Here is a 26,790-nt window from a genome sequence, read left to right as displayed (position 1 = left end):
GACGCCATCGTGTCGATGCAGGTCGCAGCGGCTGCCGGGCAGCTCGCCGCCGGGTCGGCAACGGGCCCTGCGCTGGCGGTGCAGCCCCTGCCCTACGGCTTGCTGGAAGACATCTGAGGCGCTGAGGCGGCCGCAGCCGGCGCCGCGCCGGACTCCAGGCTGGCGCGCGCCTGCGGCGGAATCTGCGCCAGCAGCAGCTGCCGCTGCGCGGGCGGCACCTCGGCCAGCGCCTGCCGGTACGCCTGCAAGGCCTTCTGCGGATCGCGCAGCGGCCCGCCGTACAGGTGGCCCAGCTGCAGGTAGCTGCCGGCGCGCGTTTCCGGAAACTTTTCCACGCGCAGTTCGTGCGCGCGCTGGGCCAGCGGGTAGTCGCCGGCCTGCGCGGCCAGCACGAAGGCGGCGTTCAGCGTCTCGGGATCGTAGATGCCGTCGTCCATCGCCTTGCGCGCCAGCGCCAGCGCCTCATCGTTGTGGCCGGCGCGGCTGCGCATCACCATCTCCAGCGCGCGCACCGCAGGCGCGTTCGGCTGGATGCGCCTGGCACGCTCCAGGTACGCCGTGGCCTGCTCGTTGTGCCCGGTCGCGACGTAGCCCTTGGCCACGTTGGTGAGGATGGCCACCACGTAGGGCCGCGAGGACAGCACACTGGCCCAAATCCAGATGGCGTTGTTCCAGTCGCCCCAGCGCGCCAGCTCGTCGGCCACCATCGGCGTGATCTTGCGGTAGTGGCGGTTGAGCGCCACGCCTTCGCGGATCAGCTCCAGCATGTGGCGCTTGGCCGCGTCCCACCGCGGGTTGTTGTAGTCGCCCGAGCCGGTGATGGTCAGCGCGAGCCGCGTGGCCTGCACGATCTTGCGCTCGCTCTCGGCGGCGCGCTGCGTGATGTAGACGGCCAAGGTGAGGCAGCAGGCGCACACGGCCAGCGCCGCTGTCGTATAGGCCGGCCGCCACGGCAGGCGCGCCGCGGCCCAGCGCCGCGCGAGGCCCAGCCGCGCATCCGACGCCGCGAGCATGCCCAGGCACAGCGCGAACAGCGCGCCGGTAGCCGCCATGCGCCACGGAAAGCCGACGTTGCTGACGATCAGGAAGGCCAGCAGGCTGCACAGCGCCACCGCCCGCCAGGGCGCCTCGGCCTGCGCGGCGGCATCGCGCGCCTGCCAGGTCCGCCAGGCACTGGCCGCCAGGTATGCCAGCAGCGCCAGCAGGAAGGCCCAGCCGGCAAGCCCGTACTCGGCCAGCAGCTGCAGGAATTCGTTGTGGACGTAGTAGTCGGTCTCGAGCTGCGTGCCTTCGGCCTGGTAGAGCGGGATGTCGCTTTCCCAGGCGCCGGCGCCCACGCCGCTCAGGGGCCGCGCGCGGATCACGCCCGCGGTCGCCTTCCACATGATCATGCGGACGCCGAGCGACGCGTCGTCCGCGCGGATGGAGCGCGTGCGCACGAAGCCGCGTTCCAGTGCCGTGACGCCGCGCTGCTCGGCCAGCACCTTGTCGTTGCCGCTTGGAATTGCGCCGAGGCCGAGCACCGTGGCGGCCAGCAGCCCGACGGCCATCCAGCGCTGGCTGCGCGGCCAGGTGCCGAACGCCAGTGCGCCGCGGCAGCGCCAGGCCGCCAGCGGCCACACCACCAGCAGCTGGACCCACAGCGCGATCAGCGCCGCGCGCGTGCCGGTCATCAGGATCGCCGTGATGGTCAAGCCGGTGGACAGCGCCAGCAGTGCCACCGTGGCGCTGCGCCGTGCACGCGCCAGCAGGATGGCCGAGAACGGCAGCGTGCAGACCGCGAATTCGGCGAAGAAGTTGCGGTTGACGAAGGTGGACGCCGGGTTGGGTCCCTGCGGGAACAGGCGCAGGTCCGCCCAGAACTGCAGCGCCGTCCACAGCGATGCCACCAGCGCGCCGGCGTGGATGCCCCAGGCCAGCGTCGGCAGCCGCTCGCGCGACAGCGTGTTGAGCCCCAGCCACACCAGCAGGCTGAAGACGAACCAGCGGATGGCCTCGACCCCGCCCAGGTAGGCGTGCGACCAAGCCATGCTGCCCAGCGCATAGGCCATCAGCAGCAGCGGCAGCCACACCACGGCGTGCCAGTGCAGCGGCTCTGTGCGCCCGCGCTGGCGCCACAGCAGCAAAAAGGCGGCAAGCAGCGCCCCGAAGGACACGACGATGGACTTCATCGTGTCCTGCAGCATCTCCTCGTGCGGCACGCCCAGCGCGGGCGCCAGGAACATCATCAGCGCGAGCAGCGGCACGGCGACGACGGCGCCCGCGGCCTCGGCCTCGGCGGGCAGCGTGCCCGGTGCCGCAGCGGCGGGTGGCGGTGGCGCAGCCGAAAGCGGAGGAGCGGCGGTGGGCGGCGTTCGGCGTTTCTTGGCCATGAACAGGAGCTTCAGCGCGCCAGCGGCAAGGCGGCGGACATCTGCTGGTGCGCGATGCCGGCGTCGTCGTAAATCTCGCCCTCGGGCGCGAAGCCCAGCCGCAGGTAGAACGGCATCGCCGACACCTGCGCCGATAGATCCACCCGGGCCCGCCCGCGCGCGGCGGCATGCCCGGCCAGCGTGCGCATCACCTGCTCGCCGACGCCGCAGCCGCGCAGCGCGCGGTGCACCGCCACGCGGCCGATGCGCCCGGTGCCCTGACCCAGGTCGATCAGCCGGCCGGTGGCCAGCGGCATGCCCAGGCGGTTGTACGCCACCGCATGCAGCGCCATCGCGTCCTTGTCATCCCACTCCAGGTCCTCGGAAATGCGCTGCTCGCGCAGGAATACCTCGGTGCGCACCTGGGCCGCATCGGGGCCGAGCGCGGTCCAGTCGCCGGTCTTCACCTCCAGCATCGCCTCGCCCGCCTCGTAGCCGGTGAGGACGGCACGCAGCGGCGCCGGCACCGGGCGCGAAGTCTGCGTGGCCGGGTCGGCGAACACGTAGACCAGCTCGCAGGTCACCAGCAGGTCGTTGCCGCGGAAGATGGCGCCGGTGAACGCCATCGAGGAGTTGCCGATGCGTGCGCATTTCAGCGCCACCTCGAGCTGGTCGTCGGTGCGCGCCGAGGCGTTGAATTCCACGGTGGCCTTCTTCACGTACAGGTCGCCGTCCAGCTGGTGCATGGCCTGCTCGTACGGGAGGGCGAGCGCGCGCCAGTAGTCGGCCATCGCCGTGTCGAAGTACATCAGGTAGTGGGCGTTGAACACGATCTTCTGCATGTCCACTTCCGCCCAGCGCACCCGCAGCCGGTGGAAAAATCGGAATTCGTTTCTGGTCATTGGTTGAAGGCTTCGCGCAGGGCCGCCGCCGCGGCGGCATGGGCCTGCCGCGCTTCGGGCAGCACCCGCCCCATCTTGATGAATTCGTGCGTGACGCCGCGCCAGATCTCCAGGTCCACCGCCACGCCCGCGAGCCGCAGTGTATCCACGTAGGCCATGCAGTCGTCGACCAGCGGGTCGCATTCGGCCAGGCCGAACCAGGCCGGCGCCACGCCCTCCAGGTCGGGCGCGTTCAGCGGCGCGAAGCGCCAGTCTTCGCGCTGCGCGTCGTCGATGTAGTTGGAAAAGAAATATTCGATGTGCGCCTGCTCCAGCGCCAGCCCCTGGCCGTAGCGCTGGTGCGAGGCCCGCAGCTGCCAGGCCGCGCAGCCGGGGTAGAAAAGCAGCTGCAGGCGCAGCGCAATGCCGGCGTCGCGCGCTTCGATGGCGCAGACGGCGGCCAGCGTGCCGCCCGCGCTGTCGCCGCCGACCGCGATGCGCGACGCGTCCACACCCAGCGCCGCGCCGCCCTCGCGCGCCAGCCATTGCAGCGCGTCCCAGCTGTCATCTGCCGCCGTCGGGAACCGGTGTTCGGGCGCGAGCCGATAGCCCAGCGACAGCACGGCGCAGCCGGCCAGCCGGCACAACTCGCGGCACAGCGCGTCGTGGGTGTCGATGCTGCCGATGGTGAAGCCGCCGCCGTGGAAATACAGCAGCACCGACAGCGGCCGGCCGTCAGGTGCGTACAGCCCGGGCGCGTACAGCCGCGCCGGCAGTTGCGCGCCGTCGCGCGCGGTGATTACCAGGTCCTGCACGCGCGCCAGCGTCGCCTTGGGCAGCTCCAGCACGTCGGCGCCGGCCGCGTAGGCCGCGCGCGCCTCGGCCGGCGGCAGCAGGTGCATGGGCACATGCGCCTTGCGCTCCATGCCGCGCAGCACCGCGCGCATCGCCGGCGTGAGCCGCACATCCTGCGGCGCAGGAATGGCCAATTGCCCCTACTTGAACTGCACCGACACGGGCGCGGCGCCCGGCAGGCCGTAGTAGGTCGCGGAGACCTTCTGGCCGGCCTTGGGCGGCAGCAGCGGCGAGAACGAACCCAGGCTGATCAGCTCGCCCGGCTTCATGGCGATGCCTTCCCTGGCCAGCGCCTGCGCCAGCCAGACCACCGCGTTGAGCGGATGCTCCAGGATGTCGCTGCCCTTGCCGCGGCCCAGCTCGCCGCTGCCGTCGGCCAGCAGCACGGTCATGTCGCGCAGCGAATCCAGCATGGCGTAGCGCTCGCCGCGCGTGGCGGGCACGGCAATCGGCTTGCCGGCCACACCCAGGCGCGCGCCGACGTTGATGGCGCCGACCCCGAAGCCGTTGAGCTTGGGCGGCGCTTCCACCACCAGGTCGGGCAGCTCGATGAAAGGAATCACCTGGTCCACCGCCTCCAGCACTTCCATGGGCGTGCGGGCCTTGTTGATGTCCGCGCTCTTCACGCGCACCAGCATGTCGGCCTCGAACAGCGGACGCGCGCCGAAGGCCGCCTCCACCGTGGCGCCGTCGGCCAGCACCATGCCCTGGTAGAGCTTGCCCCAGACGGGTTCGGTGGCGTTGAAGCGCTTCTGCACAGCCGGGTTGGTCAGGCCGGCCTTGTAGCCGACCACCGCGCCCATGCGCTGCGCCAGCAGCGCGTTGAATTTGGCCTTGGTGCAGGAGGCGTCGGCGTCGGAAGTCATCTCCGGATTCGGCGACGGCGTCTTCGCCGCGTAGTTGTCGGCCATCTGCTGTGCCTGCGCGTCGCTCAGGCAGGCGGCGGACCCGCTGCCGGCGGCCATCGCCAATGCGACTGCGCCCAGGATGCTTCGTGTTTTCATCGTGCGTCTCCTCGTCTAAAGTGACGAGGCGCATCGTAAGCCATCCCGCCAGCGACCCCAAAGCGACTCCACACCATGGCCTTCATCTACTACGTGACCCAGATCCAGTTCGATTTCGGCGCCGTGCGCCTGCTCAGGCAGGAGTGCGACCGCGTCGGAATCGGCAAGCCGCTGATCGTGACCGACGCCGGCGTGAAAGCCGCCGGGCTGCTGCAAAAAGCGGTCGATGCGCTGGCCGGCCTGCCGCATGCGGTGTTCGACCAGACACCGTCCAACCCCAACGAAGCCGCGGTGCGCGCGGCCGCCGCGGTCTACAAGGCCGAAGGCTGCGACGGCCTCGTCGCCGTGGGCGGCGGCTCCGCCATCGACTGCGCCAAGGGCGTGGCGATCGCGGCCACGCACGAGGGCCCGCTCACGCACTACGCCACCATCGAGGGTGGCTCGCCGCGCATCACCGAGCGCGTGGCGCCGCTGATCGCCGTGCCCACCACCAGCGGCACCGGCAGCGAGGTCGCGCGCGGCGCCATCATCATCGTGGACGACCACCGCAAGCTGGGCTTCCACTCCTGGCACATCGTGCCCAAGACCGCCATCTGCGACCCGGAGCTGACCATGGGCCTGCCGCCCAGGCTCACCGCCGCCACCGGCATGGACGCCATCGCGCACTGCATGGAAACCTTCATGTCGGCCGCCTTCAACCCGCCGGCCGACGGCATCGCGCTGGACGGCCTGGAGCGCGGCTGGGCGCACATCGAACGCGCCACGCGCGACGGTTCCGACCGCGAGGCGCGCTCCGCGCTGATGAGCGCCTCGATGCAAGGCGCGATGGCGTTCCAGAAAGGCCTGGGCTGCGTGCATTCGCTCAGCCACAGCCTGGGCGGAGTCGATCCGCGGCTGCACCACGGCACGCTGAACGCCCTGTTCCTGCCCGCGGTGGTGCGCTTCAACGCCGAGGCCGAATCGGTGCGCAAGGACCGGCGGCTGGAACGCATGGCCCATGCGATGGGCCTGGGCGCGGGCGGCGACGTGGTGCAAGCCCTGCGCGATATGAACGCGCGCCTGGGGCTGGAGAAAGGGCTGTCGGAGCTGGGCGTGCAGCGCTCCGACTTCCCCAGGATCATCCAGGGCGCCATGGCCGACCACTGCCACAAGACCAACCCGCGCGAGGCAAGCGTGCAGGACTACGAGCGCATGCTCGAAGACGCGATGTAGCCCTCAGCGGCTCACTCAGCGGCTCAGGCCGATGGCGGCAGCCATCTTGTTCACCTGGTCGGCGCTCGGCACCACGAAGGAGTACTGCGGGCCGAGGTCCAGCGCGATGGCCAGCGGCTTGGACGGCGCGTTCAGGCCCTGGAACGCGGCCACCGCCTTCTTCACCGTCGCTTCCGGCACGCTGGCGTGCACGTACAGCCCGAAGCCGACGCTCGCGCCCTGGGTCGGCACCACCACCAGGCGCGCCTGGTGCACCTGTTCGGAACGGCCCGCCAGGCCCTTCATGGAGGCTTTCATCGCCGAGGTTTCCCGCGTGGTCACGCCGGTCCAGTTGTCCGGCTCCCAGGCGAAGGCGGCGCGCGCGTACAGGCCTTGCTGGCCGATGGCGGCCTGCGGCGAAATGTCTTCCACCGCGGCGCAAATACCTTCGGCCTTGACGACGGCGGCTTCGATGCCGGCCGTCGTGCCCATGCAGCGGGAGCGCTTCAGGCGGTCCAGGATGGTGCGCTGCTCCGCCGGCGGCAGGCTGGAGAGCGCGACCGGCGCGGCGTCGGTCGGCGCGCCCGGCGGCACGCTGGTGATCGCCAGCACGACGGGATGGACCAGTTCGGTGTTCACCACCGCGACCTTGTAGCCGCTTTGCAAGCCGATGACCGGATTGCCGAAGATCCAGCAGTACGGCGTTTTTCCGGAAAAGGTGATGTCGTTGATCTGACGGATGCTGTAGAGCGGCGCGACAGGCAAGCCGGTGCGGCTGATGAAGGCATGCATTTCCTGTTCGGCGATGGCGCTCTGGTGCGTGGCCTCTCCGCGGAACAGCTGTGGATTCAGGTAGGCGCCGCCTTCACAACCGCCCTGCGCATGGACGGTAGAGGCCAGGCAACCGACGACCACGCCAAGCAACACGAAAAACTTCCTCGAATGTGCCATCGTTGAACTCCAAAAGTCGTACTGCACAGCTTCCGCGACAATTTGCCAATTGTCAACAAATGTTTCCTCATTTAATGCGACAGAAGTCGCGCATGTGGAAGGCTCTGCTCGACAGTAATTCGCGCCGTCACCCGCCCGGTTTGCGCAGTCCCTGCAGCTTGGAAAACGCGCCGGACATGGCGGTGCCCAGGGCCTCCTGGCGTTGCGGTTTCTGGCCGCGCGCCGCGCCCTCGTAGCGGTTCTCCCGCGCGCCCCCTGCTGGTGCGGAAACACCCGTTTTCATGGTCAGGCTGATGCGCTTGCGCGCAGCGTCCACCTCCAGCACTTTCACCTTCACGATGTCGCCTGTCTTCACGACTTCACGCGCATCCTTGACGAAGCGGTCGGCAAGCTGGCTCACATGTACCAGCCCATCCTGGTGCACGCCGAGGTCGACGAAGGCACCGAAGGCGGCGACGTTGCTGACCGTGCCTTCAAGTTCCATGCCAACCTTCAGGTCGGCGATGTCTTCCACGCCGTCGTTGAAGCGCGCCACCTTGAAGTCCGGCCGCGGATCGCGCCCGGGCTTCTCAAGTTCGCCCAGGATGTCTTTGACGGTGATGACGCCGAACTGCGCGTTGGCGAAGAGCTCGGGCTTCAGGGTCTTGAGCATGTCGGCGCGGCCCATCAGCTCGCCCACCGGCTTCTTCACTTGATCCATGATCTTCTGCACCACCGGATAGGTTTCCGGGTGCACGCCCGTCATGTCCAGCGGGTTGTCGCCGCCGCGGATGCGCAGGAAGCCCGCGCTCTGCTCGAAGGTCCTGGGCCCCAGGCCGCTCACGTCCAGCAGCTGCTGGCGCGCACGGAAGGCCCCGTTCGCCTCGCGCCAGCGCACCACCGACTTGGCCACGCCCGGCGACAGGCCCGACACGCGCGAGAGCAGCGGCACGCTGGCCGTGTTCAGGTCCACGCCGACCGCGTTTACGCAGTCCTCCACCACGGCGTCGAGCGCGCGCGCCAGCTCGCTCTGGTTCACGTCGTGCTGATACTGGCCGACGCCGATGGATTTCGGGTCGATCTTCACCAGCTCCGCCAGCGGGTCCTGCAGCCGCCGCGCGATGCTGGCCGCGCCGCGCAAACTCACGTCCACGTCGGGCAGCTCCTGGGTGGCGTACTCGCTGGCCGAATAGACCGAGGCGCCGGCCTCGCTGACCACCACGCGCTGCACGTCGGCCTCCAGCCGCTTCATCAGATCCGCTGCCAGCTTGTCGGTTTCGCGGCTGGCGGTGCCGTTGCCGATGGCGATCAGGTTCACGCCGTGCTTGCGGCACAGCAGGCCCAGCGTGTGCAGCGATCCTTCCCAGTCGCGCCGCGGCTCGTGCGGGTACACGGTCGACGTGTCCACCAGCTTGCCGGTGGCGTCCACCACCGCCACCTTCACGCCGGTGCGGATGCCGGGGTCCAGCCCCATCACCACGCGCGGGCCGGCCGGCGCGGCCAGCAGCAGGTCGCGCAGGTTGTCGGCGAACACCTTGATCGCGACCTTCTCCGCGTCTTCGCGCAGCCGCGCGAACAGGTCGCGCTCGGTGGACAGCGACAGCTTCACGCGCCAGGTCCAGGCCACGGCCTTGCGCAGCAGGTCGTCGGCCGCGCGCGCCTGGTGGCTCCAGCCCAGGTGCAGCGCGACTTTTCCTTCGGCGATCGACGGCTTACCCGTGACATAGGAAGCCACCTCCGGGCTGCGCCCTTCGGTGGTTCGCCCTTGGGGCGGCCCGGCGGGCTCAGGCTCCACCGGCAGCACCAGCTTGGCCTCCAGGATCTCCAGCGCGCGGCCGCGGAACACCGCCAGCGCGCGGTGCGACGGCACCCGGCCGATCGGCTCGTCGTAATCGAAATAGTCGCGGAACTTGGCGACGTCGGGGTGGTTCTCGTCCTTACCAGCCAGCAGCTTGGAGCGCAGCAGGCCCTCGGTCCACAGCCACTCGCGCAGCGACTGCACCAGCACCGCGTCTTCGGCCCAGCGCTCCGACAGGATGTCGCGCACGCCGTCCAGCACCGCTGTGACGGTGGTGAAGTCGTCGCCGTTCTCGCCCTTGTCCGCCTTCACGAAGGCCTTGGCTTCATCCGCCGGATTCAGCGTCGGGTCGGCGAACAGCCGGTCGGCCAGCGGCTCGATGCCGGCCTCGCGGGCGATCTGCCCCTTGGTGCGGCGCTTCTGCTTGTACGGCAGGTACAGGTCTTCCACCTCCTGCTTGGTCGGCGCGGCCTCGATGGCGGCGCGCAGCCCGGGCGTGAGCTTGCCCTGCTCCTCGATGCTCTTGAGGACGCCAGAGCGCCGCTCCTCCAGTTCGCGCAGGTAGACCAGCCGCTCGGCCAGCGCGCGCAGCTGCACGTCGTCCAGCCCGCCGGTGGCTTCCTTGCGGTAGCGGGCCACGAAGGGGACGGTGGCCCCTCCATCCAGCAGGTCGGCGGCGGCCTGGACCTGGCGCTCCTGCACTTGGAGCTCGGCAGCAATCTGCCGGATGATTTTCTGCATGGGAGGGCGATGCGCAAGCGGGAAAGCGCGCGAGTTTGCCACATGGCGCGGACAGCGAAACGGCGCTTGCGCTGACAGCCGGGCCGCTGCCGCGCCAGCACGATGCGTCGAAGTCATCAACAAGGAGAAGACCCATGCGTGCCCGCGTCATTCTGCTCATCGTGGCCATCCTCTTGGTGGCCGGTTTCGCCGCCCTGAATTGGCCTGAATTCAACCGCACCACGCCGCTGAGCTTCGGCATCCTGCTCATGGATGCGCCGCTGGGCATGGTCATGCTCACGCTGCTGGGCATCTCGCTGCTGGCCTTTCTGCTCGCCAGCGCCGTCGACCGCACCAGCAACCTGGTGGAGGCGCGCCGCCATTCCAAGAGCCTGGAAGCCCAGCGCGATCTGGCCGACCGGGCCGAGGCCTCCCGCTTCACCGAGCTGCGCCAGCACATGGACACCCAGCTGCGCGAACTGAAGCAGCGCGACGCTGTCGCCGCCACCGAGTTCGAGCAGCGCGCCCTGGGCGGCAATCGCGAGCTGCGCACCCACATGGACACCTTCCACCGCTCGCTGATGTCGCGCATCAACGAGCTGGAAAACCGCATCGACTCCCGTTTCGGCGGCGCCGTGCGCGGTGCCGAGGTGCTGCCGGCAACAGCCGACGCCGGCGCGGCTTCCGACCCGGCGCGCCGCGAAGCCATCCGCGCCGAGCGCGAAGCCGAGCAGCGCCACGAAGAGCAGTTGCTCAATGAACACCGGCTGCGCGAAGAACGCCTGCGCGCCGAGAGCGCGCAGCAGCCGCCGGTGCGCCGGCTGTAAGACCTCGGGCGCGGCGGCGACCAAGGTGTAGCCTTGGAGCCCACCGTGACGCCCTTCCCCCATTCCTCATTCCCCAGAATCCCCCGCCTGCTTGCAGGCGGGGGATTCGTTTTTACTGCTCTCGTTTCGGCGCCCGCGTTCGCGCAGGGCACCACCTGCGAGGCGCAGTCCGGTCCTTCGATAACGCCGGTGGTCGAGCTGTTCACCTCCGAAGGCTGCAGCTCGTGTCCGCCCGCCAACCGCTGGCTGTCCGGCCTGAAGGGCGCGGCGGCGGAGGGCCGCGTGGTCGCTCAGGCCTTCCATGTCGGTTATTGGGACTACATCGGCTGGGTCGACCGCTTTGCCACGCCGGCGCACACCGCCCGCCAGCGCGAGATCGCCGCCAACAACGGCTTGTCGGGCATCTACACGCCGCAGCTGGTGCGCAATGGGCACGACGCGCACGACTACGGCGCGCCCCTGGCAGCGAAGGCCGAGCCGGCGCGCGCGGCCATCAGCCTGAAGCGAGCGCAGCCCGGCGCCTTCGAAGCTTCCGTACTGCCTGGTGCAGGCGTCGGTTCCTGGGCCGCGTACTGGACGGTGACGGAGCACGGCCATGCGAGCAAGGTGAAGTCAGGCGAGAACGCGGGCGAGCTGCTGCGGCACGACTTCGTGGTGCGGCAGTACGTGCCCGCCGGCCGCTACGCCGGCGAGCAGCGCCTCAGCTTGCGCGCGGTGCCGGCCGAAGCCGGCCATGCGCAGCAGGTGAACCTGGTGGTGTTCGAACCGAAGACGGGCAAGCCGCTGCAGGCCTTGAGCCTGCAATGCGCCCCAGCGGGGTGAGCCGCCCGCGCAGGTAGGAAGCGATGCTGGAAAGCAGGGGCACCGGCTCCTGGACCAGCACCGACGAAGCCTGAACGGCGACGAAGGAGCAGGACGGTGCGTGCGGCAACACCGCCGGCGCGACCAGCTTGATGTTCGGGGGCAGGACGACTCTTCCACCCAGCCAGCGCGCGGGCTCCTGCACCAGCAGTTCGCCCTCGGTGAGGACCGCGGGTCCCGTGCCGCGGCGCGGAAGCTGCAGCGCCTGGCCGGCCTCGAGGCGATGGAGGTGTGCTTGCGTGTTCATGGCCCCGAGTCTAGGATTCAAGCACCTTCACATTCAATTGAATCCGATTTCAATGGCATCGAACCCGGGCCTTCCCACCCTGCGGCAGCTGGAGCTCCTCGTGGCCTTGCAGGGGTCCTCCAGCATCGCCGCCGCCGGCACCAAGATCGGCATGAGCGCCTCCGCCACCAGCCACGCGCTGCGTGCCCTGGAAAGCGGCCTCGGCTGCGAACTCGTGGACCGCATGGCCGCGGGCGTCGTGCTGACGCACGCCGGCGAGCTGGCGCTGGTCCATGCACGCGATGCCTTCGCCTCGCTGCAGCAGGTGAAGTCGGCCGCGGCGGCCGCGGCCGGCGTGCAGACCGGCCTGCTGCGCATCGGCTCCATCGGCCCCAGCACGTCGCTGCGCCTGCTGCCCCCGCTGCTGGAGAAATTCCGCCGGCGCTACCCGGGCGTGGAAGTGCACGTCACCGAACGCGCCGATCCCGACATCGAGCAGGATCTCGTCGAGCGGAAGGTGGAGATCGGGGTCGTCCGCCTGCCGCAGCCCACGCTGGACACGGTGGCCCTGGCCACGGACGAACTCGTGGCCATCCTGCCGCAGGACCATCCCCTCGCGCGCGGGGCAACGGTCTCGGTGAAGGACCTGGCCCGGTACCCGCTGATCCTGACGCAGGCGGGATCGCAGGACATGGTGATGAAGATGTTCGAGCGCGCGGGCGTGCGGCCGAAGGTGGCCCACGAGCTCCTGCAGATCGTGTCGATCCTGGAGTTCGTGGCGCACGGCAACGGCGTGTCGGTGCTCGCGTCATTGACGGTGCCGCATCCGCGCCCCGGGCTCGCGTTCCGCCCGATCACGCCGCGCGTGGCGCGCCGCGTCGCGATCGCCTGCCTGGACGCATCGCGCCTGTCGCCGGCGGGCCGGGCATTCTGGGAACTGGCGCGGCGCGAGGCGCTGGCGAAGAAGGACACCGGGCAGCGCGATTAGTCGCGTGCCGACCGATGCTTACGCCCGGCCATGCGTGCCCAGCGCCCGCTTGGCGAACACCGCCACCACCACCGCGAAGACGATCACCACCAGCATGCCCGCGGTGAGCGAACGCGCCTCGGCAATGAATCCGATCAGTGGCGGCCCGGCCATCATGCCGAAGTAGCCGACCGACGACACCGCCGCAATGCCATGCGCGGCGGCGATGCCGGGCAGCTGCCCGGCCGCGCTGAACAGCACCGGCACGATGTTCGCGAAGCCCAGGCCCACCAGCGCGAAGCCGGCCAGCGCCGTTCCCGGGTGCGGCCACGCCAGTGCAAGCGCCATGCCGGCCGCACCCAGCGCGCCGCTGGTGCGCAGCAGCGTGGCGGGCGCCACGCGGGCACGCACCCAGTCGCCGCCGAAGCGGCCCGCGGCCATCGCGCCGCTGAAGCTGGCGTAGCCCAGGCTGGCCAGGCCGGTGGGCGCACCGAGTTCCTGGCGCAGGTAAAGCACGCTCCAATCGTACATGGCGCCCTCGCCGACCAGGCCCACGGCGGCCAGCAGGCCGAGAAACGCCAGCGGTCCGCGCGGCAGGCTCAGGGGCGTGCCGCCCACAGGTGCGTTGCGCGCCTCGCGCAGCATGAAGACGCTGGCCGCGAGCGCCAGCAGGCCGAGCACGCAGGCGGCGCCCGCCAGGTGCTGCACCGGGGACACGCCCCCGCCGGCAAGCAGGGTCCACACCCCCGCGCCCGCCATACCGCCCAGGCTGAACATGCCGTGAAAGCCGCTCATCAACGGTCGCCCCGCGCGCGCCTCCATGGTGGTGGCTTCGTCGTTGATCGCCACGTCGAAGATCGCCGCGGCCATGCCATAGGCCAGCATGAGCGCCAGCAGCAGGCCGTACGCAGACGGTGCCAGCAGGCTGCCGACGGCGCCGACGCAGACCACGGCCATGGCCGGCACCACGTGCCGTGGCGGATGGCGGGCGAGCACCCGGCCGGCCTGCAGGAGCGCGAGGACCGCGCCCACGCCGCTGGCCAGCATCGCGATCGCCAGCGCCTGCTCGCCCAGCGCATAGTGGCTCTTGATGCTGGGCACGTGCACGCCCCAGGTGGCGAAGAGCGCGCCGGCGACGAAGAACTGGGCGCGCAGCGCCCAGGTGGTGGCGCGCAAATCCACTAATCCTCCCCGGTGCCGTCGAACAACCCCGGCTCACTCCCAAAGCGCGCCTGCTCGATCTCCAACATCCGCAGCTTGGTCGCCGCGCCGCCTTCGGCCGAGAAGCCGCCGGAGCGTCCGCCGGCGGCCAGGATGCGGTGGCAGGGCACCACCGGCGCGAACGGGTTCAGCCCCAGCGCCTGGCCGACCGCGCGCGAGGCGCCCGGCTCGCCGATGGCGCGCGCCACCTCCCCGTACGTCATGGTGCGGCCCGCCGGAATGGCGCGCGCGATTTCGTAGACGCGGCGGTGGAACGGCGCCACGGCGTCCATGTCCAGCGGCACGTCCTGCAGATCGTCCTTCGCGCCTTCCAGCAAGGCGCGCGTGCGTGCGATGGCCTGTTGCGCAAAGCCGGGCGGCGGCCCTTCCAGCAGCTCCTGCGCGTCTGGAAAGCGCGAACGCATGCGCGCGCGCAGCCGCTCGGGCGTGACCTCGGGCAGCTGCACGCCGGTCAGCACGCCCTCGCCCCACGCCGCGGCGCAGGGGCCGATGGCCGTGTCGAACAGGCAGAAGCCGAGCGTCGCGCGGCGGACGGCCTGGCTCACGCCGATGCCTGCTCCGCTTCGCGCAGCACGTAGCCGATGCGCGGGAAGTGCACATGCAGGCGGCCGGTGCGCGCATCGTCGCGGCCCAGCGTGTAGTGCGTGCGCGTGGCGGCCAGCAGCTCGCCTTCGGTCGGCTCGCTGCCGAAACTTTCCGGCGTGATGGTCACGCGGCTGCCCAGCGGGATATCGTGGTCATCCTGGAAGGCGCTGTCCACCAGCAGGTTATTGCCGGGCGACTGCGGCGTGGCGGCGGCCGCGATGCCGATGGCAACCGACGCATCGAGCCGCGTCGAGGCGCCGTGGCCGATGGCCTCCATGCGCTGCATCCACTCGCCGACCGCCGGCGTGGCGGCCAGGATGTCGGCCATCGGCTCCACCTGCACCCGCGTGTACCAGAGGCCGTGGTAGGCGGCGAAGTCGGCCACGCAGGGGTCGGTGCCGAACAGGAAATCGTGCTCCTCCACCATGCTGGCGATGCGCCGCAGGTAGGAGCGGTAGGCCGAGGCGGCGTCGCCGGGGCGCAGGCGCGTCATGTTGCCGGTCATGGCGCGGCGGTCGGCCACGAAGGCGTGCATCACCTCCTGCGGCATCCTGCCGAACACGTGCGCCGCGCCGGCCGGCTGCAGGTTGTAGCCCATGGCGGCCCAGAACAGCGTGGTGTCGGCCCACTGCGCGAAGATGCGGCACACGCCGCGCAGGTGTGGCGGATACAGTGTGGGCTCGTCGCGCAGGTGCTCCAGCACGTCGCAGATCAGCGCCGTGTCGCAATAGAGGTCGGCGCCGATCTGCAGCACCGGCGTCTTGCGGTAGCCGCCGGTCAGCGCGGTCAGGTCCGGCTTGGGCATGACCGACGGGATCAGCACGGATTTCCACGGCAGCTTCTTCCAGCCGAGGACGAGCCGGATCTTTTCCGAGAAGGGCGAACGGGGATAGTGGTGCAGGATCAGGTCGTTCATGTGGGAATGATGCGCCAGAACCGTTCAGACGAGCTTGACCAGCTGCTTGCCGAAGTTGCGGCCCTTGAGCATGCCCAGGAACGCCTCCGGCGCGGCGGCCAGCCCGTCGGCCATGCTTTCGCGCGGGCGCAGCTTGCCGCTGCCGACCAGCGTGCCCAGCTCCCGCAGCGCCTCGGGCCAGACTTCCATGTGCTCGCTGACGATGAAGCCTTCGATGCGCAAGCGGTTGGTCAGGATGAGCTGCGGGTACGACAGCGGAATCGGCTGGCCATCGTAGCCGGCGATCATGCCGCACAGCGCGACGCGGGCGAAGGCGTTGGCGCGCAGCAGCACGGCATCCATCACCATGCCGCCGACGTTCTCGAAGTAGCCGTCCACGCCCTGCGGGCAGGCCTGCTTCAGCGCCTTGGACAGTGATCCGGCGTCCTTGTGTTCCTTGTAGTCGACGCAGGCGTCGAAGCCGAGCTCGTCGGTGACGTAGCGGCACTTGTCCGGCCCGCCGGCGATGCCCACCGCGCGGCAGCCGCGCGCCTTGGCCAGCGCGCCCAGCGCGCTGCCCACCGCGCCCGAGGCCGCGCTCACAACCACCGTCTGGCCGGCCTGCGGCGCGATGATCTTCACCAGCCCGTACCAGGCCGTCACGCCGGGCATGCCGACCGCGCCAAGGTAGTGCGACAGCGGTACGTGGGTGGTGTCCACCTTGCGCAGCATGCCGGGCTGCTCGGCGTCGGCCACGCTGTATTCCTGCCAGCCGCCCATGCCCACCACCTTGTCGCCGGCGGCGAAGCGCGGATGCCGGCTTTCCACCACTTCGCCCACGGTGCCGCCGATCATCGGTTCGCCCAGCGCCTGCGGCGCGGCATAGCTCCTGGCGTCGTTCATGCGCCCGCGCATGTAGGGGTCCAGGCTCAGGTAGTGGTGGCGCACCAGCACCTGGCCGTCGTTCAGCGGCGGCGTGTCGGCTTCGACCAGCTTGAAGTTGGAGGCTGTGGCTTCGCCCTGCGGGCGGTTGTCCAAAACGATCTGCTTGTTGCGCGGCATGGCGGTCCTAGTCGGTAGAGATCTGGTTGGGCGGCTGGTTGAGCGCGTGCGTCTCGCGCGGCCCCACGGGCAGCCGCCGCACGTACTTGAAGGTGCCGGTGGCATGCGCGCAGGCGCGGCCCTCGGCATCGAACACGGTGGCCTCGGTGAACGCCATGGTCGCGGTGCGGTGCATCAGCCGGCCCTTGCCGCTGAGCAGGCCGCGCGCGGGCCGCATGAAGCTGGTCTTCATCTCGATGGTCACCACGCCCATCTCCTTGGCGACGCTGCGCGCGGCCACGGCCATGGCCACGTCCAGCAGCGTCATCAGCGCGCCGCCGTGGGTGACGTCGAAGGAGTTCAGGTGCTCGGGCGCGGGGTCGTAGTCGATCTGCGAGGCGCCGCCTTCGAACAGCATGAGCTTGAAGCCCAGGTGCTCGACGAAGGGAATGGCGACGCCGCCGAAGCTGATCTCGTCCACGGTGCTCAGCCGCCGTGCACCACGCTCACGCCGCCGTCCACCGCCAGCCACTGGCCGGTGATGTGCTTGCCGGCGTCGCTGGCCAGCAGCACGGTCACGCCCTTCAGGTCCTCGTCGTCGCCCAGGCGCTTCAGCGGCGCCTTGCCGGCCAGCTTGTCCTCGCCCAGGGTGGCCAGCGTGTGCTGCGTCATCTTGCTGGGAAAGAAACCCGGGCACAGCGCGTTGACGTTGATGCCGTACTTGCCCCACTCGCAGGCCAGCGCCTCGGTGAAGGTGATGACCGCGCCCTTGGAGGTGTTGTAGGCGATGGTCTGCATCTCCGGCGGGTTGCCGCCCAGCCCGGCGATGGAGGCGATGTTGATGATGCGGCCGGACTTGCGCGCGATCATGCTGCGCTTGCCGATCTGCTGGCTCAGGATGAAATAGCCGCGGATGTTGAGGTTCAGCACCTTGTCCCATGCCTCCACGGGGTGGTCTTCGGCGGGTGCGCCCCAGGCGGCGCCGGCGTTGTTGACCAGCACGTCCACCTCGCCCATGCGCTGCAGGGTCTCGTCCACCAGGCGGCGGATGTCCTCTTCCTTGCCGCAATCGGCGGCGATCCAGCGCGCGTCGATGCCGGCGGCCTGCAACTCGGCGGTGGCCTCTTCCAGGTCGGCCGCCTTGCGCGAGGTGAGCATGATGCGGGCGCCGGCCTCGCCCAGCGCATGCGCCATCTGCAGCCCCAGGCCGCGCGAGCCGCCGGTGACGAGGGCGGTCTTGCCTTTGAGGTCGAACAGTTGCTGGACGGTGCGGGCCATGGGGTTCCTTTTCGAAGTCAGACGGGATTCTGCCCCGGGACGCGCCGCCGGCACGGTCACCTATGTTTCCCCTCTGGATGCCGCCCGGGAACTGGGATATGGTCCCGGCCGTTGAGCACATGGCTCAACTTTTTCCGAAATTCAGGGAGTGAACACCATGCAACCCAAATTGACTTTGGCCGCCGCCGCCGTGCTGGCCGCCACCACCGGCCTGGCTTTCGCGCAGGACACGCAGACCCTCAAGATCGGCCACGTGGCGCCGATGTCCGGCCCGCAGGCCCACTACGGCCGCGACAACGACAACGGCGTGCGCATGGCCATCGACGACCTGAACACGCAGAACGTCACCATCGGCGGCAGGAAGATCCGCTTCGAGGTGCAGACCGAAGACGACGCCGCCGACCCCAAGCAGGGCACGGCCGCGGCGCAAAAGCTGTGCGACGCCAAGGTCGCCGGCGTGGTGGGCCACCTGAATTCCGGTACCACCATTCCCGCCGCCAAGGTCTACAACGACTGCGGCATTCCGCACATCACGGCGTCGGCCACCAACCCGCAGCTGACCAAGCCGAACTACAAGACCACTTACCGCCTGATCTCCAACGACAACGCGCTGGGCGCCGGCGTGGCGCTCTACGCGTCCGACGTGCTGAAGGTCAAGCGCGTGGCCGTCATCGACGACCGCACGGCCTACGGCCAGGGCGTGGCCGAGGTGTTCAAGGCCACCGCCAAAGCCAGGGGCATGACCATCGTGGACGAGCAGTTCACCACCGACAAGTCGACCGACTTCATGGCCATCCTGACGGCGGTGAAGTCCAAGAACCCGGACGTCGTGTTCTTCGGCGGCATGGACGCCCAGGGCGGCCCGATGCTGCGCCAGATGGAGCAGCTGGGCATGGCCAACGTGGCGCTGCTGGGCGGCGACGGCATCTGCACGGCCGAACTGGCCAAGCTGGCGGCCGGCGCCAAGACGCTGGACAAGGCGGTCTGCGCCGAAGGCGGCGCCTCGCTGGCCAAGATGCCCGGTTCGGCCGACTGGAAGAAGCGCTACGACGCCAAGTACCCCGGCCAATTCCAGACCTACTCGCCCTACACCTACGACGCGACCATGGTGCTGGTGGATGCGATGAAGCGCGCCAACTCCACCGACCCCAAGGTCTACGTGGCGAAAATGCACGAGACCAGCTACAAGGGCGTCACGGCCAACATCGCCTTCGAGCCCAACGGCGAATTGAAGAATCCGGCGATGACGCTGTACATGTACAAGGACGGCAAAAAGTCGGCGTTGAACTAACAGCTTCGCTCGTTGCGTGGTGGCAGCGGCCGGTGGCCGCACGTGCCATTTTCACTTGCCCCTCACCCCGGCCCTCTCCCCTGAGGGGAGAGCGAGGAAAAAGAGACGGGCGGAGGAGAGTCACCACGCACCGTGGAGGGCAGTGGTTGGGGGACCCGGGCGCAGGGTCCATTCGCGGTCGCTACAGAGGCTGCGTGGCACCGCCTTGTTGACGACGAGCCGCACGCGTGCCGAGGCGGAGGCCCGCGAGCGTGATCCCGGAGCCCGGGTCCCCCGGCCACTGCCCGATGCCACCACCCAAGCAGGCGCGTGAAAAGCGCGTCAATCCGCCTAAAACGCGTCTTCAGGCAGCTGCGCACAGGTGGGGTCGCGCGTCTCCACCACGCGCAGCCAGGCGCCGATTTTCGGCAGCTCGTAGCGAAAGAAATAGCGCATGGCGCCCAGGCGCCCCTGCTGCGCCGGCGTCTGCTCACCCGCGGGCACGGACAGCGCGATGTCCAGCCAGATCCAGGCCAGCACCATGTGGCCGGCCGCCTGCATGTAGGGCACGGCGTTGGCCAGCGCCTCGGCGGGATTGCCGGTGGCCCAGGCGGCCTTGGTGGCGGCGCCCACGTGCTGCAGCGCCTTGCCCAGCGCGTTGGCCTCTTCGGCCAGGTGCGGCTGCTGGATCGCGCGCTCGATGGTGGCGTTGATGCGGCCGGCCAGCAGGCCCAGGCCCCTGCCCCCTTCCATCACCACCTTGCGGCCCAGCAGGTCGGCCGCCTGGATGCCGTGCGTGCCCTCGTGGATCATGTTCAGGCGCTGGTCGCGCCAATACTGCTCCACCGGGAAGTCGCGCGTGTAGCCGTAGCCGCCGTGGACCTGGATGGCCAGCGAATTCGCCTCCAGGCAGAACTCGCTGGGCCAGCTCTTGGCGATTGGTGTCAGCACGTCCAGCAGCAGCCGCGCCTCGTCGGCCGCGGCCGCATCGGCGGTGTGCTGTTCGTCCACCAGCCGGGCGCAGTACAGCTGCAGCGCCAGCGCGCCTTCGCAGTACGACTTCTGCGCGAGCAGCATGCGCCTGACATCGGCGTGCTCGATGATGCGCACCTGCGGCTGCGCGGCGTCCTTGCCCGCCGGTCCCACGGGCCGGCCCTGCGGCCGGTTCTTCGCGTAATCGAGCGAGGCGTAATAACCCGCCAAGCCCAGGCAGCTCGCCGCCATGCCGATGCCGATGCGCGCCTCGTTCATCATGTGGAACATGCAGCGCAGGCCTTCGTGCGGCTTGCCGACAAGGTAGCCCACCGCGCCCGCTTCCGCTCGCCCCGAGCCTGTCGAAGCGGCAACCGGGTACCTGCCCTCGCCGAAATTCAGCAGCGTGTTGGTGGTGCCGCGCCAGCCCAGCTTGTGGTTCAAGCCGGCCAGCGCCACGTCGTTGCGCGCGCCGGTGAGCTGCCCGTCGGTGCCCACCAGCCACTTGGGCACGATGAACAGCGAAATGCCTTTGGTGCCGGGAATCAGCTTGCCGTCCGGCCCGGGGATCTTGGCCAGCACCAGGTGGATGATGTTCTCCGCCAGCTCGTGCTCGCCGGCCGAGATCCACATCTTGTTGCCGCGCAAGCGAAAGCGCGGGCCCAGCGGATCGCTCTCGAACCCCTCGCCGTCCGGCGTTGCGCGCGTGGTGATGTCAGACAGCGACGAGCCCGCCTGCGGCTCCGACAGGCACATGGTGCCGGTGAAGCGGCCGCCGAATTCGTTGCGCGCGAACACCGCCTTCTGCATCTCGGTGCCGTGCACCATCAGCAGGTTGGCGTTGCCCTTGGTCAGCAGGCTGGAACCGATGCTGACCGACGCGGTGGCGAAGAAGCCGTTGGCCGCCGCCTCGATGGTGTAGGGCAGCTGCATGCCGCCCTCGTCGTAGTCCTGCGCGGCGCTGACCATGCCGAAGTCCACGTAGGCACGGTGCGCGTCGTGCGTGGCCTTCGGCAGGATCACCTTCTCGCCGTCGAAGCGCGGCTCCTCGGTGTCGACCAGCCGGTTGAACGGCGCGTACTTCTCGCGCGCGATGCGCTCGCAGGTGTCGAGCACCGCGTCGAAGGTTTCGCGCGAGTGCTCGGCGAAGCGCTCGCGCTGGTTGAGCCGCTGCGCGTCCAGCCAGTCGTACAGCAGAAAGTCGAGGGTGGGACGCAGCTGCCGCACGGTGGCCTTACAGCACTTCGAACACGCCGGCGGCACCCATGCCGCCGCCGATGCACATGGTGACCATCACCTTCTTGGCACCGCGGCGCTTGCCTTCCACCAGCGCGTGGCCGGTCAGGCGCTGGCCCGACACGCCATAGGGGTGGCCCACCGCGATGGCGCCGCCGTCGACGTTGAGCAGCTCGTTGGGAATGCCCAGGCGGTCGCGGCAGTAGATCACCTGCACCGCGAAGGCTTCGTTCAGCTCCCACAGGTCGATGTCGTCCACCGTCAGGCCCAGCTTCTTCAGCACCTTGGGCACGGCGAACACGGGACCGATGCCCATTTCGTCGGGCTCGCAGCCGGCCACCGCGAAGCCCAGGAAGCGGCCGATGGGTTTGAGGTTGTGGCGGCTCGCGTATTCCTCGCTCACCACCACGCAGGCACCGGCGCCGTCGGAGAACTGGCTGGCGTTGCCGGCGGAGATCACGCCGCCGGGCAGCGCCGGGCGGATGTGGGCGATGGATTCCTTGGTCGTGCCTTCGCGCAGGCCCTCGTCCTTGCTGACGGTGACTTCCTTGCTGCGCAGGCCCATCACCGGGTCGGCCACGCCGGCCATGACCGTGATCGGCGCGATTTCCTGGGTGAAGCGGCCGGCTTCCTGGCCGGCGCAGGCGCGCTGCTGGCTGGCCGCGCCGTACTCGTCCTGCAGATCGCGGCTGATGTTGTAGCGCTGGGCGACCTGCTCGGCCGTCTGCAGCATGCTCCAGAACACCGCTGGCTTCCTTGCTTCGAGCGCCGGGTCCTTGAACATGTGCGTGTTCATTTCCTGCTGCACGCAGGAGATGCTTTCCACGCCGCCGGCCACGAACACGTCGGCCTCGCCGGCGATGATGCGCTGCGAGGCCGTGGCGATGGTCTGCAGGCCCGCGGAGCAGAAGCGGTTGATGGTCATGCCGCTCACCGAGGTCGGCAGGCCGGCCAGCAGCGCAATCTGGCGCGCGATGTTGCCGCCGGTGGTGCCTTCGGGATTGGCGCAGCCCATCAACACGTCCTCGACGGCGCCGGGCTCGACGCCGGCGCGCTCGACGGCGTTCCTGACCGCGTGGGCCCCCAGGGTCGCGCCGTAGGTCATGTTGAAGGCGCCTTTCCAGCTCTTGGTCAAGGGCGTGCGCGCGGTGGAGACGATAACGGCGTTGGTCATGGTGTGCCTTTCAGGGGACGGTCGATGAGGTGGCGGCTGCGGCATTCAGGTTGCGCAGCAGCTGGTGGTAAAAGCGCACCAGCTCGGCCAGGTTGGCGGTGGCGATGCGTTCGTTCAATCCATGAAAGCGCGCCAGGTCGGCCGGCTTGGCGCGCACCGGCGAAAAGCGGTAGATGTGGTCGCTCAAGGCCGTGAAGTGGCGCGAATCGGTGGCGGCGATCATCAGGCCGGGCGCGACGACGACGCCCGGGAACAGCGAGCGCACGGTGCGCGCCAGCGTCTGGTAGGACGGGGCGTCGGTCGGCGACACGGGCGACGCCTCGCTCGCGCCCGGCAGGGCGAACAGCTCGAAGCGCTCGCCGGCCTTGCCGCGCACGTGGCCGGTGACGCTGGCGATGGTGTCGCCCGGCAGCAGCCGGAAATTGACGGTGGCCTCGGCCTGGCCGGGAATCACGTTCTCGGCGTTGCCGGCCTTGGTGACGGTCAGCGCCGTGGTGGTGCGCAGCATGGCGTTGGTGCTGGCGCCCTTTTCCAGCTGGGCCTGCACCAGCGGGCCGAACAGCCACAGGTTGGACAGGGCCACGCGCTGGAAGCCGCCCATCTCCGGCGCGATGGTCTCGAACATCTCGCGCGCCACGCCGCGCAGGCCGGCGGGCAGCTGCTCGTCGTCGAGCCGGCGCAGCGCCGCGCTCATCATGCCGATGGCACTCGTGCCCTTCGGCGGCGGCATGGAGGAGTGGCCGGGCGTGCCGCCCACCTTCATCACCATCGAGAGAAAGCCCTTTTCCGCGATGCCGATCAGAGCCGCCGGCTTGGACAGGCCCGGCATGATGCCGTCGGTGATCAGCAGGCCCTCGTCCAGCACGAAGTCCAGCCGCACGCCGCGTTCCTGCAGCAGCCTGGCGATCTGCACCGCGCCGCGCTGGCCGCTGATTTCCTCGTCCTGGCCGAACGCCAGGTAGATGGTCTGGCGCGGCTGGTGCCCGGCGGCCAGCAGCATCTCCACCGCCTCCATCTGCGCGATCAGGTTGCCCTTGTCGTCCCAGGCGCCGCGGCCCCAGACGAAGCCGCCCTTGATCTCGCCGGAGAACGGCGGCGCCTCCCACTGCGCCTCGGTGCCGGGCGACACCGGCACCACGTCCTGGTGCGCCATCAGCAGCACCGGTTTGGCCTTGGGGTCGCTGCCGGGCCAGGTGTAGAGCAGGCTGTAGCCGCCCACCACCTCGCGCTTGAGCGTGGCGTGCACGCGCGGATAGCGCTCGCGCAGGTAGTCGTGCAGCTTGCGGAACTCGGCGCCGTTGGCGTCCGGGTCCTCGCGGCTGGCAATGGTCTGCAGGCGCACCGCGCCGGCCAGGTGCTCGGCCGCGGCTTTCTCGTCCACCGCCACCGCCAGCGCGGGCGCAACCTCCAGCTGGCGCGAACCCTGCCGCAGCGTGTTGACCGCCACGGCCGCCACCAGGAGCAGCAGCAGGCCAAGCAGCGCGAGCAGGATGCGCTTGAGCACGGGCGCCTTAGCTGAAGGTTCCGCCTTCGGCCGCCAGCCTGGCCAGCAGCGGCGCCGGCTCCCAGAAAGCCGCGTCGTCGTTGGGGTTCTGCTGGAAGCGCTTCATGGCCTGCACCACGTTGAACAGGCCCACCTGGTCGGCATACAGCATCGGGCCGCCACGGTGGATCGGGAAACCGTAGCCGGTGATGTAGACCATGTCGATGTCGCTGGGGCGCGCGGCGATGCCCTCCTGCAGGATGTGCGCGGCCTCGTTGACCAGCGAGAACACCAGGCGCTGCACGATCTCGTCGTCGGAAATCTTGCGCGGCGCGATGCCGAGTTCCTTGCGGTGCGCCTCGATCATCTTGTTGACCAGCTCCGACGCAATGGCGTCGCGCTTGCCCGCCTGGTAGTCGTACCAGCCGGCGCCGGTCTTCTGGCCGAAGCGGCCCAGCTCGCACAGCTTGTCGGCGCTGCGGCTGTACTTCAGGTTCGGGCGCTCCTGCGCGCGGCGCTTGCGGATGGCCCAGCCGATGTCGTTGCCGGCCAGGTCGCCCATGCGGAACGGGCCCATGGCGAAGCCGAATTTCTCGACCGCGCGGTCCACCTGCTGCGGCGAGGCGCCCTCGTCCAGCAGGAAACCGGCCTGGCGCGAGTACTGCTCGATCATGCGGTTGCCGATGAAGCCGTCGCACACGCCGGACACCACCGCCGTCTTGCGGATCTTCTTGGCCGCGTCCATCACGGTGGCCATCACGTCCTTGCCGGTCTTGGCGCCGCGCACCACTTCCAGCAGCTTCATCACGTTGGCCGGGCTGAAGAAGTGCAGGCCCACCACGTCCTGCGGGCGCTTGGTGAAATCGGCGATCCTGTTCACGTCCAGCGTGGAGGTGTTGGAGGCGAGGATGGCGCCGGGCTTGGCGACCTGGTCGAGCTTTTCGAACACCTGCTGCTTGACGCCGATGTCCTCGAACACGGCTTCGATCACCAGGTCGGCGTCCTTCAGGTCCTCGTAGGCCAGCGTGGGCTTGAGCAGGGCCATGCGCTGCTCGTACTTGTCCTGCTTGAGCTTGCCCTTCTTGACCTGGCTCTCGTAGTTCTTGCGGATGGTGGCGAGGCCGCGGTCCAGCGCGTCCTGCTTTGTCTCCAGCATCGTCACGGGGATGCCGGCGTTCAGGAAGTTCATGCTGATGCCGCCGCCCATGGTGCCGGCGCCGATCACGCCCACCGACTTGATCTCGCGCTTGGGCGTGCTGGCCGGCACGTCGGCGATCTTGGAGGCCGCACGCTCGGCGATGAACAGGTGGCGCAGCGCGCGCGACTCGGGCGTGAACATCAGGTTGATGAAGATCTCGCGCTCGAACGCCATGCCGTCGTCGAACTTCTTCTGCGTGGCGGCTTCCACCGCGTCCACGCACTTGAGCGGCGCCGGGAAATTCTTGGCCATGCCCTTGACCATGTTGCGCGCGAACTGGAAGTACGCGTCGCCCATCGGGTGCTTGCACGGCAGGTCGCGCACGCGCGGCAGCGGCCGTGTGCCGGCCACCGAACGGGCAAAGGCGATGGCCTCTTCCATCAGCGATTCGGCCGAGGCGGACATCTTGTCGAACAGCTTCTGGCCGGGCTGCTGCGCCAGCAGTTCGCTGTTCACCGGTTCGCCGCTCACGATCAGGTTGAGCGCGGTTTCCACGCCCATCACGCGCGGCAGCCGCTGGGTGCCGCCGGCGCCCGGGATCAGGCCCAGCCGCACTTCGGGCAGGCCCACCTTGCAGCCGGGCGCGGCGATGCGGTAGTGGCAGCCCAGGGGCAGTTCCAGCCCGCCGCCCATGGCGATGGAATGCATCGCGGCGACCACCGGCTTGGCCGAGTTCTCCACCGCCAGGATCACCGACAGCAGGTTGGGTTCCTGCGTCGCGCGCGGCGTGCCGAATTCGGTGATGTCGGCGCCGCCCGAGAAGGCGCGGCCCGCGCCGGTCAGCACGATGGCCTTGACCGCGCCGTCCGCGTTGGCCTGTTCCAGGTGGCGGGTGATCGCCACGCGCGTGGCGTGGCCGAGTCCGTTGATGGGGGGATTGTTCAACGTGATCACGGCGATATCGCCGTGAACTTTGTATTCAGCCGTCATGCGGGCTCCTTCTGGGAACAAATAGAACGCTCGTGCGCTTTTCGATTCTAGGGGCCGCCGGAGCGTTGCATTCCTGCATTTGTCGCAGCCGGGACAAAGAATTGAATCCTAATGCGTGCTGTCCCGCTGTGCCGCACGCGCCGGCTTTGCTACATTTGACCCGGTCAAGAATATTCAGGGACGGCGGCACAGAGCCCCATAGCAGGGCGTTCGGCGGAAGTAGCGCCGGCAGTGCCGATGACAATGTACAAACTCATCCGCGCTCTCGCGCAAGCCTATCGCGCGCACCATGAGCGGCACCCCTCGCAGCTCGAGTGGGTCGGCCTCATGGGCGTCATCGCATTTCCAGCGTTCTACCTGCTGCGGCTGACCGGCAGGCTGCCGCCGCGCTGGGACGACCTCGACCTGCGCCTGGTGGCCGTGGCGCTGTGCCTGCTGCTGGTGCTGCGCCGGTGGTGGCCGCGCTCCGTGCAGCGCTTCTACCTGCCCTTTTCGTACGCGGCGATGTTCTATTGCCTGGCGTTCTTCATGCCGTTCTCGCTGCTGCAAAACGGGGGCCTGCCCACCAGCGTGGCGAACATGATGCTCGGCGCGGTACTGATCGTGTTCCTCACCGACTGGCGCAACACCATCGCCATGCTGCTGGGCGGCTACGCGGCCAGCTTCGCCGTCTGGTGGTTCATCCATCCCGACGCGGTGCCGCCGTTCGAGTTCATCTACCTGTGGGTGCCGCTGTGCGCCGTGCTGGCGGCCGGCGGCATCATCGCGCGCGCATCCGAGCGGCGCGCCGACGCCGACCGCATGCGGCTGGTGCACTCGGGCGCCGGCTCCATCGCGCACGAAATGCGCAATCCGCTGATGCGGGTGCGCGGCGCGCTGGACGCGCTGGCCCAGGC

General features: G+C 69.4%; 21 protein-coding genes and 2 pseudogenes. 7 read left to right on the top strand and 16 right to left on the bottom strand.

Annotated elements, in window-relative coordinates; translation table 11 throughout:
- A pseudogene (locus tag H0U68_RS20380) lies at positions 1–117 on the top strand (folate-binding protein); the annotation flags it as partial.
- Here the strand turns inward: H0U68_RS20380 and H0U68_RS20375 are convergent.
- From H0U68_RS20375 to H0U68_RS20360, 4 genes are read right to left on the bottom strand one after another with little or no spacing between them, the layout of a single operon-like run.
- Positions 93–2,372: an O-antigen ligase family protein gene (locus H0U68_RS20375; protein WP_296358730.1), complete on the bottom strand. Its 2,280-nt coding sequence runs from the start codon at positions 2,370–2,372 to the stop codon at positions 93–95. The pseudogene H0U68_RS20380 and the gene H0U68_RS20375 sit on opposite strands and share 25 nt — an antisense overlap.
- 11 nt (positions 2,373–2,383) lie before the next feature.
- On the bottom strand, positions 2,384–3,253 hold the full coding sequence (locus H0U68_RS20370) for a YbgC/FadM family acyl-CoA thioesterase (protein ID WP_296358729.1): 870 nt from the start codon (positions 3,251–3,253) through the stop codon (positions 2,384–2,386).
- Positions 3,250–4,179 (bottom strand): alpha/beta hydrolase, encoded by a 930-nt coding sequence (locus H0U68_RS20365; protein WP_296358732.1) that lies wholly within the window; start codon positions 4,177–4,179, stop codon positions 3,250–3,252. Before H0U68_RS20365 ends, H0U68_RS20370 begins: the two co-directional genes overlap by 4 nt.
- A gap of 48 nt (positions 4,180–4,227) precedes the next feature.
- Entirely contained in the window at positions 4,228–5,091 is an 864-nt protein-coding gene (locus H0U68_RS20360) for a fumarylacetoacetate hydrolase (protein ID WP_296358728.1), read from the bottom strand.
- A gap of 75 nt (positions 5,092–5,166) precedes the next feature.
- Between H0U68_RS20360 and H0U68_RS20355 the strand changes: the two genes are divergently transcribed.
- A complete protein-coding gene (locus H0U68_RS20355; RefSeq protein ID WP_296358727.1) occupies positions 5,167–6,303 on the top strand; it encodes an iron-containing alcohol dehydrogenase in 1,137 nt (378 codons plus the stop codon).
- Positions 6,304–6,318: 15 nt separating this feature from the next.
- On the opposite strand, the gene H0U68_RS20350 is transcribed toward H0U68_RS20355, so the two are convergent.
- Together H0U68_RS20350 and H0U68_RS20345 are read right to left on the bottom strand one after the other, a co-directional pair.
- On the bottom strand, positions 6,319–7,233 hold the full coding sequence (locus H0U68_RS20350; protein ID WP_296358726.1) for a hypothetical protein: 915 nt from the start codon (positions 7,231–7,233) through the stop codon (positions 6,319–6,321).
- Positions 7,234–7,360: 127 nt separating this feature from the next.
- Positions 7,361–9,751 (bottom strand): Tex family protein, encoded by a 2,391-nt coding sequence (locus tag H0U68_RS20345; RefSeq protein WP_296358725.1) that lies wholly within the window; start codon positions 9,749–9,751, stop codon positions 7,361–7,363.
- Positions 9,752–9,885: 134 nt separating this feature from the next.
- On the opposite strand from H0U68_RS20345, the gene H0U68_RS20340 reads away from it, so the two are divergent.
- The 3 genes from H0U68_RS20340 to H0U68_RS20330 all read left to right on the top strand — a co-directional run bounded on the left by H0U68_RS20340 (position 9,886) and on the right by H0U68_RS20330 (position 12,632).
- Positions 9,886–10,557: a hypothetical protein gene (locus H0U68_RS20340; protein WP_296358724.1), complete on the top strand. Its 672-nt coding sequence runs from the start codon at positions 9,886–9,888 to the stop codon at positions 10,555–10,557.
- A gap of 189 nt (positions 10,558–10,746) precedes the next feature.
- Positions 10,747–11,379: a DUF1223 domain-containing protein gene (locus tag H0U68_RS20335; RefSeq protein ID WP_296358723.1), complete on the top strand. Its 633-nt coding sequence runs from the start codon at positions 10,747–10,749 to the stop codon at positions 11,377–11,379.
- 338 nt (positions 11,380–11,717) lie between these two features.
- Entirely contained in the window at positions 11,718–12,632 is a 915-nt protein-coding gene (locus tag H0U68_RS20330; RefSeq protein ID WP_296358722.1) for a LysR family transcriptional regulator, read from the top strand.
- An 18-nt stretch (positions 12,633–12,650) separates the two neighbouring features.
- Here the strand turns inward: H0U68_RS20330 and H0U68_RS20325 are convergent, their stop codons facing one another.
- The 6 genes from H0U68_RS20325 to H0U68_RS20300 are packed head-to-tail and all read right to left on the bottom strand — an operon-like array spanning position 12,651 to position 17,631.
- Entirely contained in the window at positions 12,651–13,787 is a 1,137-nt protein-coding gene (locus tag H0U68_RS20325) for an MFS transporter (protein ID WP_296358721.1), read from the bottom strand.
- Between the two features lie 5 nt (positions 13,788–13,792).
- A complete protein-coding gene (locus H0U68_RS20320; protein WP_296358720.1) occupies positions 13,793–14,377 on the bottom strand; it encodes a methylated-DNA--[protein]-cysteine S-methyltransferase in 585 nt (194 codons plus the stop codon).
- Positions 14,374–15,333 carry a glutathione S-transferase family protein gene (locus tag H0U68_RS20315; RefSeq protein ID WP_296358719.1) on the bottom strand — a complete coding sequence of 320 codons (960 nt, stop codon included), beginning with the start codon at positions 15,331–15,333 and terminating at the stop codon, positions 14,374–14,376. Before H0U68_RS20315 ends, H0U68_RS20320 begins: the two co-directional genes overlap by 4 nt.
- A gap of 24 nt (positions 15,334–15,357) precedes the next feature.
- Positions 15,358–16,374, bottom strand: a complete 1,017-nt coding sequence (locus tag H0U68_RS20310) for an NADP-dependent oxidoreductase (RefSeq protein WP_296358718.1) — start codon at positions 16,372–16,374, stop codon at positions 15,358–15,360.
- 7 nt (positions 16,375–16,381) lie between these two features.
- Positions 16,382–16,825: a PaaI family thioesterase gene (locus H0U68_RS20305; RefSeq protein WP_296358731.1), complete on the bottom strand. Its 444-nt coding sequence runs from the start codon at positions 16,823–16,825 to the stop codon at positions 16,382–16,384.
- A gap of 14 nt (positions 16,826–16,839) precedes the next feature.
- A complete protein-coding gene (locus H0U68_RS20300; protein WP_296358717.1) occupies positions 16,840–17,631 on the bottom strand; it encodes an SDR family oxidoreductase in 792 nt (263 codons plus the stop codon).
- Between the two features lie 157 nt (positions 17,632–17,788).
- Between H0U68_RS20300 and H0U68_RS20295 the strand changes: the two genes are divergently transcribed.
- The gene (locus H0U68_RS20295) at positions 17,789–18,922 is read left to right on the top strand and encodes a branched-chain amino acid ABC transporter substrate-binding protein (protein WP_296358716.1); all 1,134 of its coding nucleotides are present in this window, start codon (positions 17,789–17,791) and stop codon (positions 18,920–18,922) included.
- Between the two features lie 330 nt (positions 18,923–19,252).
- On the opposite strand, the gene H0U68_RS20290 is transcribed toward H0U68_RS20295, so the two are convergent.
- Genes H0U68_RS20290 through H0U68_RS20275 form a run of 4 tightly spaced genes read right to left on the bottom strand, consistent with a single transcriptional unit; the run spans position 19,253 to position 25,894 of the window.
- Positions 19,253–21,100: an acyl-CoA dehydrogenase gene (locus tag H0U68_RS20290; RefSeq protein ID WP_296358715.1), complete on the bottom strand. Its 1,848-nt coding sequence runs from the start codon at positions 21,098–21,100 to the stop codon at positions 19,253–19,255.
- 7 nt (positions 21,101–21,107) lie between these two features.
- Positions 21,108–22,283 (bottom strand): acetyl-CoA C-acyltransferase, encoded by a 1,176-nt coding sequence (locus H0U68_RS20285; RefSeq protein WP_296358714.1) that lies wholly within the window; start codon positions 22,281–22,283, stop codon positions 21,108–21,110.
- A gap of 10 nt (positions 22,284–22,293) precedes the next feature.
- Positions 22,294–23,787, bottom strand: a complete 1,494-nt coding sequence (locus H0U68_RS20280; RefSeq protein WP_296358713.1) for a M20 family peptidase — start codon at positions 23,785–23,787, stop codon at positions 22,294–22,296.
- A gap of 7 nt (positions 23,788–23,794) precedes the next feature.
- The gene (locus tag H0U68_RS20275) at positions 23,795–25,894 is read right to left on the bottom strand and encodes a 3-hydroxyacyl-CoA dehydrogenase NAD-binding domain-containing protein (protein WP_296358712.1); all 2,100 of its coding nucleotides are present in this window, start codon (positions 25,892–25,894) and stop codon (positions 23,795–23,797) included.
- 237 nt (positions 25,895–26,131) lie between these two features.
- On the opposite strand from H0U68_RS20275, the pseudogene H0U68_RS20270 reads away from it, so the two are divergent.
- Positions 26,132–26,790 (top strand): annotated as a pseudogene (locus tag H0U68_RS20270) (hypothetical protein); the annotation flags it as partial.

Source organism: Ramlibacter sp. (assembly GCF_013697775.1).
GTDB lineage: Bacteria > Pseudomonadota > Gammaproteobacteria > Burkholderiales > Burkholderiaceae_C > Ramlibacter.
This window is presented reverse-complemented; position numbering and strand designations above follow the sequence as displayed.

Bases quoted from the DNA above. Each gene is read 5' to 3' on its own strand.
- H0U68_RS20375 (WP_296358730.1), bottom strand. From the start codon at position 2,372: ATGGCCAAGAAACGCCGAACGCCGCCCACCGCCGCTCCTCCGCTTTCG.
- H0U68_RS20370 (WP_296358729.1), bottom strand. From the start codon at position 3,253: ATGACCAGAAACGAATTCCGATTTTTCCACCGGCTGCGGGTGCGCTGG.
- H0U68_RS20365 (WP_296358732.1), bottom strand. From the start codon at position 4,179: ATGCGCGCGGTGCTGCGCGGCATGGAGCGCAAGGCGCATGTGCCCATG.
- H0U68_RS20360 (WP_296358728.1), bottom strand. From the start codon at position 5,091: ATGAAAACACGAAGCATCCTGGGCGCAGTCGCATTGGCGATGGCCGCC.
- H0U68_RS20355 (WP_296358727.1), top strand. From the start codon at position 5,167: ATGGCCTTCATCTACTACGTGACCCAGATCCAGTTCGATTTCGGCGCC.
- H0U68_RS20350 (WP_296358726.1), bottom strand. From the start codon at position 7,233: ATGGCACATTCGAGGAAGTTTTTCGTGTTGCTTGGCGTGGTCGTCGGT.
- H0U68_RS20345 (WP_296358725.1), bottom strand. From the start codon at position 9,751: ATGCAGAAAATCATCCGGCAGATTGCTGCCGAGCTCCAAGTGCAGGAG.
- H0U68_RS20340 (WP_296358724.1), top strand. From the start codon at position 9,886: ATGCGTGCCCGCGTCATTCTGCTCATCGTGGCCATCCTCTTGGTGGCC.
- H0U68_RS20330 (WP_296358722.1), top strand. From the start codon at position 11,718: ATGGCATCGAACCCGGGCCTTCCCACCCTGCGGCAGCTGGAGCTCCTC.
- H0U68_RS20315 (WP_296358719.1), bottom strand. From the start codon at position 15,333: ATGAACGACCTGATCCTGCACCACTATCCCCGTTCGCCCTTCTCGGAA.
- H0U68_RS20310 (WP_296358718.1), bottom strand. From the start codon at position 16,374: ATGCCGCGCAACAAGCAGATCGTTTTGGACAACCGCCCGCAGGGCGAA.
- H0U68_RS20300 (WP_296358717.1), bottom strand. From the start codon at position 17,631: ATGGCCCGCACCGTCCAGCAACTGTTCGACCTCAAAGGCAAGACCGCC.
- H0U68_RS20295 (WP_296358716.1), top strand. From the start codon at position 17,789: ATGCAACCCAAATTGACTTTGGCCGCCGCCGCCGTGCTGGCCGCCACC.
- H0U68_RS20285 (WP_296358714.1), bottom strand. From the start codon at position 22,283: ATGACCAACGCCGTTATCGTCTCCACCGCGCGCACGCCCTTGACCAAG.
- H0U68_RS20275 (WP_296358712.1), bottom strand. From the start codon at position 25,894: ATGACGGCTGAATACAAAGTTCACGGCGATATCGCCGTGATCACGTTG.